At 69.0% G+C, this 10,257-nt stretch carries 6 protein-coding genes and 1 pseudogene; 2 read left to right on the top strand and 5 right to left on the bottom strand.

Going from position 1 to position 10,257, the window contains the following annotated elements; translation table 11 throughout:
* Nucleotides 1-119: 119 nt before the first annotated feature.
* The 4 genes and pseudogenes from HLK59_RS29015 to HLK59_RS29025 all read right to left on the bottom strand — a co-directional run bounded on the left by HLK59_RS29015 (nt 120) and on the right by HLK59_RS29025 (nt 4,638).
* Nucleotides 120-2,180 (bottom strand): nitrate- and nitrite sensing domain-containing protein, encoded by a 2,061-nt coding sequence (locus HLK59_RS29015; RefSeq protein ID WP_171144496.1) that lies wholly within the window; start codon nt 2,178-2,180, stop codon nt 120-122.
* A 276-nt stretch (nt 2,181-2,456) separates the two neighbouring features.
* Nucleotides 2,457-3,122 carry a hypothetical protein gene (locus HLK59_RS29020; RefSeq protein ID WP_240982694.1) on the bottom strand — a complete coding sequence of 222 codons (666 nt, stop codon included), beginning with the start codon at nt 3,120-3,122 and terminating at the stop codon, nt 2,457-2,459.
* Nucleotides 3,123-3,453: 331 nt separating this feature from the next.
* Nucleotides 3,454-3,591: pseudogene (locus HLK59_RS52455) on the bottom strand (DUF6000 family protein); the annotation flags it as partial.
* A gap of 189 nt (nt 3,592-3,780) precedes the next feature.
* Nucleotides 3,781-4,638, bottom strand: a complete 858-nt coding sequence (locus HLK59_RS29025) for a hypothetical protein (protein ID WP_171144497.1) — start codon at nt 4,636-4,638, stop codon at nt 3,781-3,783.
* 552 nt (nt 4,639-5,190) lie between these two features.
* On the opposite strand from HLK59_RS29025, the gene HLK59_RS29030 reads away from it, so the two are divergent.
* Nucleotides 5,191-8,364 carry a glycoside hydrolase N-terminal domain-containing protein gene (locus HLK59_RS29030; protein WP_171144498.1) on the top strand — a complete coding sequence of 1,058 codons (3,174 nt, stop codon included), beginning with the start codon at nt 5,191-5,193 and terminating at the stop codon, nt 8,362-8,364.
* A gap of 122 nt (nt 8,365-8,486) precedes the next feature.
* Here the strand turns inward: HLK59_RS29030 and HLK59_RS29035 are convergent, their stop codons facing one another.
* Nucleotides 8,487-9,125 carry a TetR/AcrR family transcriptional regulator gene (locus tag HLK59_RS29035; protein ID WP_171144499.1) on the bottom strand — a complete coding sequence of 213 codons (639 nt, stop codon included), beginning with the start codon at nt 9,123-9,125 and terminating at the stop codon, nt 8,487-8,489.
* A gap of 155 nt (nt 9,126-9,280) precedes the next feature.
* Between HLK59_RS29035 and HLK59_RS29040 the strand changes: the two genes are divergently transcribed.
* Entirely contained in the window at nt 9,281-10,219 is a 939-nt protein-coding gene (locus tag HLK59_RS29040) for an MBL fold metallo-hydrolase (protein ID WP_171144500.1), read from the top strand.
* Nucleotides 10,220-10,257: the final 38 nt, after the last annotated feature.

Genomic DNA, 10,257 nt, shown 5'->3' on the forward strand with positions numbered 1-10,257 from the left:
CAGATGGACGAAAAAGGGTTGGGCGCGGACCTCTTGAGCGGGCGAGCTCCGGTCATGGTCGAGGCACGGCGACCTCGTAGCGGCCGTACGGCTTGAGCTCCTTGACCGGACCGCCTGCGTCAGGACGGATCGTTGCCCCACGTTTTGTCGGTGTGTGGGGCGTCCTTGATGAAGGGGCTGTCCACGAAGGCGACCAGGGCCATGGTGTCGGCGTCGGGTTCCTCGTCCGGCACTCGATGGGTGATCGTTTCGGGCAGCATCACCAGCGCCGTGGTTCCCTGTTTCTCCTCGGAGGGGCGTAGCTGAACGCGGATGCCGTGGCGGTCGGCCAGTCGGCCCACCACGAAAAGGCCCATGCGCTGGGAGATCGCGGCGTCGACGGTGGGCGGGTCGGCAAGGATGCGGTTGATGTCCGCGAGCTCTTCGTGGGGCAGACCTATGCCCTGGTCGTGTATCTCGAGGATGGTCCGGCCGTCGGGCAGCCGTGCGGCGGTGATGTGGACCGGGACGTGCGGGGAGGAGAAGGCCGCGGCGTTCTCCAGGAGTTCGGCGAGCAGGTGGACCAAGTCGTTGATGGCGCGCCCGTCGATCTGGGCCTCCGGGATGCCGGAGAGCTGGATGCGTTCGTACTGCTCCACTTCCGAGACCGCGGCGCGGACGATGTCGACGAGAGTCATGGGCTGGTCCCACTGCTGGGCGGGAGCCTCGCCGCTGAGCACGAGAAGGTTCTCGCCGTTGCGGCGCACACGTGTGGCGAGGTGGTCGAGCTGGAAGAGGTTCTCCAGCTGGTCGGGGTCGGCTTCCCTGCGCTCCAGGTCGGAGATCATGCTGAGTTGGCGCTCGATGAGGGGCTGGCTGCGGCGCGCCAGGTTGCCGAGGATCGTGTTGATGTTGGCGCGCAGTTGGGCCTGTTCGGCGGCGAGCCGGACCGCTTCGCGGTGGACGTGGTCGAAGGCGCGGGCGACTTCCCCGATCTCGTCCGTGCTGGTGATGGGGATGGGTTCGACGTCGGGGTACACCCGGCCGGGGACGGCGCGGGTGAGCTGGGTCAGCCGGGCGGGCAGCCGCTCCGCGGCGATGGCGTGGGCGGAGGCGCTGAGGCGGTGCATGCTGGTGCTCATCGTGCGGGCCACCCAGGTCGCGAGGAGGAAGGCGACGAGGATGGAGGCGAGCACGAGTGCCGCGTTGACGAGGGCGTCGTTGCGGGCGTCGTCGGCGATGTCGTGGGCCTCGGCCAGCGCGGTGCCGGTGAGGTACACCTCGACGCTGCGGTAGGCGTCGAAGCTGAGGGTGGAGGCGGCGAAGAACGTCTCGGGCGTGATGCCCCGTTCGGCGAGTCGTGTCGCTGTCGCGCCGGAGGCGATGGCGGTGGCCATCTCGTCCAGAGACGGCGGGGGGACGAAGGTCCGCCCGGCCACCTCGGCCCGCGTCCGGGCCTCAGCGATCTGCTGCCGCCCCGTCGCCTGCGCGTCGGCGAGTGCTTTGCGTAACCGGGCCACGTCGTCGGTGCCGGCGAAACCGGCGAACTCCTGGAGCGCGATCTGTTCTAGGTAGATGTAGGAGCTGAACGAGGCGATCTGGGCCTGGAGTTCACCCAGGGCGAGCTTGCTCCGGTCCTCGACGAGGAGGTGGGTCCCGATGGCGCGGATCAGTGACTCGGCCGCCTGGGTGAGCGAGATGGCGTACAGCGTGCGGCCGAGGGTGGCCTGACTGGTGATGCCGAAGCCGAGCTCGTTGGAGACCTCCATCAGCGGGTGCTGGACGGCGTGGTAGCTCTCCTCGGTCTGCACGCCGGTCAGCTTGGCGGTGAAGGCGTCGGCACGTACCGAGGCGAGCCGTTTCTCGCCCGCGCGGACGAGTTCGACCCGGCGCTCGAGGCTGGCGGTTCTCGGCATGCGGGCGACCGCTTCGTCGAACTTCTTCGCGTCCTGGTCGGTGATCTGCCGGGCCTCGGCGATGATGTCGGAGTCGCGCTCGCCCTTCACCAACGGGATGACGGAGACGTCGCGTTCGTTGATGGCGTCGCTGGCGTAGGTGTTCGCCGCCTGGACGAGTTCCGCCACGCGGACCGCGTCCTTGGCGGTCTGCCAGGTGTCGACGGAGCGTTTGACTCGTACGCTGCCGAGGACGAGGGCGACGAGTACCGGGATCAGCAGGATGGCCTGAAGTTTCTGGGCCACACGGAGGTTGCGGGCAGCGAATCTTCGGCCCGTGGCAGTGGGGGTGTGCGACACGGTCGTCCTATCGGCTCGGATCCGCCTCGTGTTCGACACTCTCCTCAACGAGACGGTCACAGTGCGTTGTTCGGATCAGATCGTTCCGATGTCTAGCACTCTGATTCCGTTGCTGACCCGGATTTCACCGAAGCGGTGCACAGTTGAGCTTTCAAGTGACGGTGGGGAGGCTGTTCCACCTCGCCCACCTCAGCTGCCTAGTCCGCTTAGTCCGCTTTCGCGTCAGGGGGTGAAGACCTGCTCAAGCTGGTCGATGGCTCCGTCCGCGCCGAGGTGGTACTGGAAAACCAGGCCGCTGTCGGGGTGTGCTTCCAGCCAGTCCAGGAACTCCTGGACGCCGATGGGCTGGTTCTCGGTGCTCGCCACGATGGGGTCGGTGACGGTGATGTGCGCGGCCTGATCCAGGGGCAGATAGGTCTCCTTGCCGACTGTCTCGAACGGCGCGCCGTCGGAATCCGGGGTGCCGCAGCCCCAGTTGCCGTGCCTGATGATCAGGCTCAGGGATCCGCCCTCGGGTGTGTAACGGTAGACAGCGATCTCGTCTGGCGAGATGGGCATCTTGTGGTCGCAGCCGTCGTCCTCGCCACCGGACCCGGCAGCGATCGGTGAGTCCACCGCCGATGCCGCCGGTGATTTCGCGGATGCCTGGGCGGAGGGCACCTTGCTGTCGGGAGACGGCGAGACCTTCCCGGCGGGCAGTGCGTTGGCGGATGAGGTCGCCTCGGTGCCGTTACCGTCCTTGGCGCTTGAGGGAGTGACGGCCGCCGCCGAACCCTCCGTGTCCGAGGACGCGGAGGAGCAGGCGGTGAGCGCCAGGACACCGGCCGCGCATGCGCTCAGGGCGAGCGTCCGGAACGCGATCCGTCTGCGGCGATGCGTGATCATCATGATGTGTCCCCCAGGGTGGTGGCAGCGGCTACCTGTGTAGCCGGGTGAGCTGGAGAGACCATATTCAGCCACGCTGCCGCGTTTTCGATCACCCGGACATCGTCCGTTGCGAACCGGTGACCAGACCTGTGCAATATGAGAGAGCGGCAGCCATCAGACCAGGAACGTGAGAGGGCGAACGCGATCACGCTTCCCAGAGGTCACACCAGGTGTCGATCGCGTTCCTGGACGCATCAGCCCAACTAGGAGTCCAGCCGCAGCAGAGCCCCCACTCCATGTACGACACCAAGATCTCCGCGTCGGCCTGAACAGCGAACCGGGCGAGCGTGAAGCAGTAGCCCTGACCCGCGTACGTCAGCTCGCCGGCCAGCAGCAGTTCTCCGATGCGCTCCCGCCATTCAAGCCGTCGAGCCACCCCGACAAGCCAACGAACGCAGCCGCTCCGCTTCGCCGAGACGGAGAAAACCACCGCCCAGAAGTTTCATATATCGCCGGTTGTTCGAGACATAGCGGGCCACGACGTGTGCTTGGCCGACGTCTTGCGGATGCCGCACGCTCATCGCCGCATCATGACTCATCCCTCGCAGGGCCACCACGAGGAACTGAGGTGATCCGGAGCCGGACGTGATCTCACGCTCTCGTCCGGCGGGGCTGCGGACTACTGCTCGGGCTTCCAGGTGATGCTGACCTGGCCGTTGCCGCCGTGGGTGCCGTCGCCGTAGGAGGCACCGGCGCCACCCGCGCCGCCCCGGCCGCCCAGGTCACTGCGACCGCCGGGACCGGGCCTGTCCGCGGTGCTGGCGGAGCCTCGGCCGCCGGTTCCGGGCAGCTCGCTCTCGGTGCACGCGCCGTCGCTGACGCTGGTCGCGCCGCCTGCGCCACCGCCAGCTCGGGGGCCATCGTGGATCTTCGGAGAGCCGCCCGCACCGCCGGTGCTTCCACCGCCGGCACCGCCTCCGCCTCCGGTCTCATCCTCGGGGACACCGCCGGAAGCTCCGCCGCCACCGCCGGCGGCTTGGATGCTCAGGCTGTCGGGACCCGACACGCTGGATGCCCCTCCGCCGCCTCCGCCTCCACCGCCCGCCGGGTAGTCCTGTCCGTTCTGGCCGCCGCCGGACCCGCCGGTCCCGCCCGCGCCGCCACTCCCCGGCATCTGCCCTCCAGCGCCGCCGCCACCCACGAAAGCGCCCAGTTGGACATCGGCAGCCGTGACGAACTCACAGGTGACACTGCCGCCACCGCCACCACCCCCGCCGTTGTGCGCGAGGTCGTCGCCGCCTGCGCCGCCCGCTCCGCCTGCGCCTCCGACCTCGACGGTGACGAGCGAGCCGGCGGGGATGGCCGCGACGTTGTCGTAAGTGCCGGGCGTCGAACTGCTCCACGATCCGGTCGGGTCGGCCGCATGGGCGGCCGGGGCGGCGATCAGCGCGCTGCCCATCACCAGGGCCGGTGAGACCAGCAGTGCCGCGATCCGCACAGTGGCGCTGATGGAGGGTGAAGTGAACAGGAAGGGCAAGGGATGCTCCTGAGGTCGTTGATCCGGGGACGCAGGGGACGCCGACCCGGACCCAGACTTGGACCCAGACCCGGACCACACGGTGTGTTGGTGTCCTGCGTCCCGGATCCGCGTTCACGGGCCGGGCTCCTGCGTCGCGATCTGTGCCCGCGCGGGCATCCGACACCTTGCCCTGCGGATGGCGCCGGCCTCCGGTTCTGCCGGGCCTGTCGGACGGCGAGCAGGAGATATCGCCCGCTCGGCCGGTGGTACACGGCACGCCAGAACGCGCCGTCGGCCGTAGCGCGATCACGGCGCCGAGGACGGCGCGTGGGCCTCGCGCACCCGGTCGACGTGGGTGTGCGGCCGACCGGTCCGACGCATACCTCCTATGTATTAGGTGCGAATGTGCCGAAGTGGTAGGGCAGTTGTGGTGTCGCAGTGCTGCACCCCTATAGACATCCTATCTATCGCCTGGTGATGATGGCGCTGCCTTCGACGGACGCCGAGGAGGCCGAGGAGGCCGAGCCGCCCTCGGTAAAGAAGACCCGACCACTGCCTGGGAGATCTTCCGTGACTCATGAGTCCCCGCTCGAGCGAAGAAGCGTTCTCAAGTTCGGCGGTGCCCTTGCTCTCACACCGCTGGCCGCCCAGATGGTCGGAGGCCCGTTTGCCGGACCGGCCGCCGCTGCCGAGGGCGCCGGGCCGGCAGCCGCTGTGTGGCCGGTCCTGTCGCGCAAGGCGCTGAAGTACTCCGTCCCCGCCGCGGACTGGGAGTCTCAGGCGCTGCCGATCGGCAACGGCCGACTCGGTGCGATGCTCTTCGCCGATCCCTACGAGGACCGCGTCCAGTTCAACGAGCAGAGCCTGTGGGGTGGGGTCAACAACTACGACAACGCCCTCGCCGGTCAGCCGGACAGCGCCTTCGACACCGGCATGAACGGCTTCGGTTCGTACCGGAACTTCGGTGACATGGTGGTCACCTTCGGGTCCCCTCGTGTCCGGCCGAAGGTCACGGCGCCGGGAGGGCCGTACAGCTCCTCCTCGTCGGAGGGGGTGGACAAGTCCTACGACGGTACGTCGAGCACCAAGTGGTGTATCGAGGGGCCGGGTTCGAAGGTGCAGTGGCAGGTTGAGCTTCCGGACCCCGTCGAGGTCACGTCCTACCGGCTGACCAGTGCCAACGACGTGCCCGAGCGCGACCCGCAGCAGTGGACGCTGTCCGGTTCCGCCGACGGGTCGAACTGGACCACGCTGGACGACCGGATCCTGACGGCGCCCTTCGAAAGCCGGTTCCAGACAAAGGAGTTCACCTGTGCCGCGAGCGGGTCGTACCGCTTCTACCGGTTCGATTTCGTCCCCGAGGCGGGGGTCAGTCACTTCCAGGTGAGCGAGATCGGTCTGTCGGGCGTGGAACTCGGCAGCGGCGTCGGCCCGGTGTATCTGTCCTCGCCGAGCGGACACGCGGGCATCTCCCGTTCGGTGGACGGCGATCCCGGCACGGTCTGGCGGGTCGCCGGCGCCACGAAGGCGGTCGTATGGCAGGCCGATCTGGCCGACGCGGTCGCCGTCACCTCGTACACCCTGACGGCCGCCCCGGACCGGCCGCGGGACGACGCCCGGCGGTGGACCCTCCAGGCCTCGCAGGACGGGCAGGCGTGGGTGACCCTCGACACGCAGAACCCCGCGACGCCCTTCGCGGCGCGCGGCGAGACCCGGACCTTCCCGATCGCCAACACCACGGTGTACCGCACCTATCGGCTCACCTTCACCCCCGGCGAGTCGTCCACCGGCTTCCAGATCGCTGAAGTCGTCCTGGAGGGCGCGCAGTTCGACACCCGTACGCAGACCACGGTCGTCGACTACCAGCGTGCCCTGGACTTCGGCAAAGGGGTCCACGTCACCCGCTTCGGCGCTCCGGGGCAGCGGTTCCGGCGGGAGGCCTTCGCCAGCCGTTCCGCCGATGTCATGGTCTTCCGGTACACCTCGGAGCGGGCGCGGGGACTCTCCGGGACGATCTCCCTGGCGTCCGCGCAGGACGGAGTCCCGACAACCGTCGACGCCGGACGGCTCGCTTTCCACGGGGTCATGGGCAACGGCCTCCAGCACGCGTGCGCCGTCCAAGTGCTGCACACCGACGGCGAGTTGAGCGCCGACGGCTCGGCGCTCGGGTTCACCGGCTGCACGACGCTGACCCTGCTGCTGGACGCCCGTACCGACTACAAGCTCGACGCCGCCGCCGGATGGCGCGGAGCCGAGCCGCGGGCGGCCGTCGACAAGGCGCTGGCCAAGGCGGCCAAGCGGTCGTACGGCGCGCTGCGCGACGAGCACACCGCGCAGATCCGCGCTCTCATGAACCGGGTCTCCGTCGGCTGGGGCAGCTCCGCCGACACCGTCGTCGCCCTGCCGACCCAGGCCCGGCTGGCGCGCTACGCGGCGGGCGGCGACGACCCGACCCTCGAACAGGCGATGTTCGACTACGGCCGGTACCTGCTGATCAGTTCCTCCCGCCCGGACGGTCTGCCCGCCAACCTCCAGGGCCTGTGGAACGACAGCAACTCGCCCGCCTGGGCGTCCGACTACCACACCAACATCAACATCCAGATGAACTACTGGGGAGCCGAGACCACGAACCTGCCGGAGTGCCACGCGGCGCTCGTGGAGTTCGTCAGGCAGGTCGCCGTACCCAGCCGGGTGGCCACCCGCAACGCCTTCGGCGCGGACACGCGTGGCTGGACCGCCCGCACCAGCCAGAGCGTCTTCGGCGGCAACGCGTGGGAGTGGAACACCGTCGCCAGCGCCTGGTACGCCCAACACCTCTACGAGCACTGGGCGTTCACCCAGGACCTGGACTACCTCCGCACGGTCGCACACCCGATGATCAAGGAGATCTGCGAGTTCTGGGAGGACCACCTCAAGGAGCGCGAGGACGGGCTCCTCGTCGCGCCGAACGGCTGGTCCCCCGAGCACGGGCCGCGCGAGGACGGCGTCATGTACGACCAGCAGATCATCTGGGACCTGTTCCAGAACTACCTCGACTGCGAGGCGGTGCTCAAGGCCGACCCCGCCTACCGGGCGAAGGTCGCGGACATGCAGGCGCGCCTCGCGCCGAACAAGATAGGAAAATGGGGGCAGTTGCAGGAATGGCAGGAGGACATCGACAGCCCGACGGACATCCACCGCCACACCTCGCACCTCTTCGCCGTCTATCCCGGCCGTCAGATCACCCCGAGGGCAGCGGACTTCGCGGCCGCCGCCCTGGTCTCGCTCAAGGCGCGGTGCGGTGAGAAGGACGGTGTGCCCTTCACCGCCGCGACGGTGTCGGGCGACAGTCGCCGTTCGTGGACCTGGCCCTGGCGAGCCGCCCTCTTCGCCCGCCTCGGCGACGGACACCGCGCCCAGATCATGCTGCGCGGGCTGCTGACGTACAACACGCTGCCGAACCTGTTCTGCAACCACCCGCCCTTCCAGATGGACGGGAACTTCGGCATCTCCGGCGCCGTGGTGGAGATGCTGCTACAGAGCCACGACGGCGTCATCCATCTGCTGCCCGCCCTTCCCGACGGCTGGAAGGCCAAGGGCTCCTTCACCGGGTTCCGTGCCCGTGGCGGCTACGAGGTCAGTTGTGCGTGGCGGGACGGGAAGGTCACGTCGTACAGGATCGTGGCCGACCGCGCGCGGGATCGCGGAAAGGTCACCGTGCGCGTGAACGGCGTCGACACGAAGGTCAAGCCGGCCAAGCCCTGACGTGTGTGAGTGCGCACCGGCGTTCCACCCCCGCACGTGGGGGTGGAACGCCGCTGTGTGCGGGGGAGTGGGGAAGGGCCTGGGGCCGCTGGGCTTTGTACCGCTCCGGGTTCCGCGACGCTCTACCGGCTGACGAGGAGTCCCGTCAGGATGATGTCGAGGGAGCTGTCGATGCGCTGGTGGAGGTCGAAGGGGGCCGGTTCCTCGCGGATCCACCGCAGGATCGTGGAGAAGTAGCACGCGGCCAGCAGCGCGCCGGCCTGGTCGTGGTCGACGTCGGTCCGGACCTCTCCGCGTCGCCGCCCGTTGTCGATGATCCGGGCGAGCTCGACCTCCAGGGACGGGTCCTGCAAGAGGCGGCCGTAGCGGGCTGAAGCGTCCATGAGGACGGTGGTCTCGGCGCGCGAGGCGATGTTGAGGTCGGCCATCTCCTTGAGGTAGCGCCGCAGCCGATCGCCGACCGGCAGATCCTCGGCGTGCTCCGCGCCGAGGATCTCGGCGACACGGGCGCGACGGCGGGCGCCCCATTCCTCAAGGAAGCCGATCTTCTGCGAGTAGTGGTTGAAGACGGTCGCGCGGGCGACGTCGGCGGCCTCGGCGATCTGGTCCATGGTGGTCGCCTCGAACCCCTGGGCGACGAAGAGGCCGACAGCCGCGTCGTACAGCTGGCCATGCAGTTTCCGGCGCCTGCGCTCGTGACGGCTGACCGTCGCGCCGCCCTCGGCAGTGGCTACCGCGTCCGCCGCGTCCCCGATCTTCATGGATGCCAGTACAACACAGCGCCACGCGGCTCTTGACCCCTTCCTGGCTTCTCTCTAGATTCTTGACCATTGTTGGACTCCAGTCCAGCAATGGATCCAAGTCCTGCGATGTTGGTCGTGAGAAGCCACGTCGTGAGAAGCCACAAGGAGGCACCATGGCTTCCGCCACCTCCCGCACGGGCCTGGTCGGGCTCGGCAGCCGCTGCCACGCCTGGATCGCGGCCGCCGGCGGATGGGGCATGAGCAACGCCGGGTTGGTCACCGGCCGGGGCGAGTCACTGCTCATCGACACCCTTTACGACCTGCGGCTGACCAAGGCCATGCTCGACGAGCTGACACCACTGACCGCCGCCGCGCCGATCTCCACCGTGGTCAACACCCACGGCAACGGCGATCACTGGTTCGGCAACCAGCTGGTGGCCCACGCCGAGATCATCGCGGCCCGCGGCTCCATGGCCGACATGCGGCAGGTGGGTCCGGCCGAGATGCTCACGCTGACCGGCCTGGACAGCCCCGCCGGACACTTCGCCCGCCGGATCTTCGGCCGCTTCGACTACACCGGCATCGAACCGGTCCTGCCGAACCGGGTCTTCGACGGCGAGACCGTCCTGGACATCGGCGGCACGGAAGTCCGCCTCATCGACGTCGGCCCCGCGCACAGCGCGGGAGACACGATCGTCCACGTGCCTTCGGCCGGGACCGTCTTCACCGGCGACATCGTGTTCGCCCGCGCCACACCGATCGTCTGGCACGGTCCCTTCACCCGCTGGCTCGCCGCCTGCGACCTCCTGCTCGGGCTCGACGCCGACATCATCGTGCCCGGCCACGGCCCGGTCACCACCAAACAAGCCGTCCGCGAGATCCGCGACTACCTCGAATTCGTCCACGAGCAGGCCCACGCCCGGTTCACCGCCGGCATGCCGGTCATGGACGCCGCGCGCGCCATCCGCCTCGGCCGCTTCGCCGACCTGGCCGAGAGCGAGCGCCTCGCCGTCAACGTCCACACCGTCTACCGGGAGCTCGACCCCGCGCTGCCCCCGCTCGACGGACCGGGCCTGTTCGGCTGCATGGCCGAGCTGTGCGGCGACGTCTGACAGCCACGCGAACCCTTCAGCCCCCAGCCCTCCCCCGG

The sequence above is a fragment of the Streptomyces sp. S3(2020) genome, from assembly GCF_013044505.1.
GTDB lineage: Bacteria > Actinomycetota > Actinomycetes > Streptomycetales > Streptomycetaceae > Streptomyces.

Bases quoted from the DNA above. Each gene is read 5' to 3' on its own strand.
- HLK59_RS29020 (WP_240982694.1), bottom strand. From the start codon at position 3,122: ATGATGATCACGCATCGCCGCAGACGGATCGCGTTCCGGACGCTCGCC.
- HLK59_RS29035 (WP_171144499.1), bottom strand. From the start codon at position 9,125: ATGAAGATCGGGGACGCGGCGGACGCGGTAGCCACTGCCGAGGGCGGC.
- HLK59_RS29040 (WP_171144500.1), top strand. From the start codon at position 9,281: ATGGCTTCCGCCACCTCCCGCACGGGCCTGGTCGGGCTCGGCAGCCGC.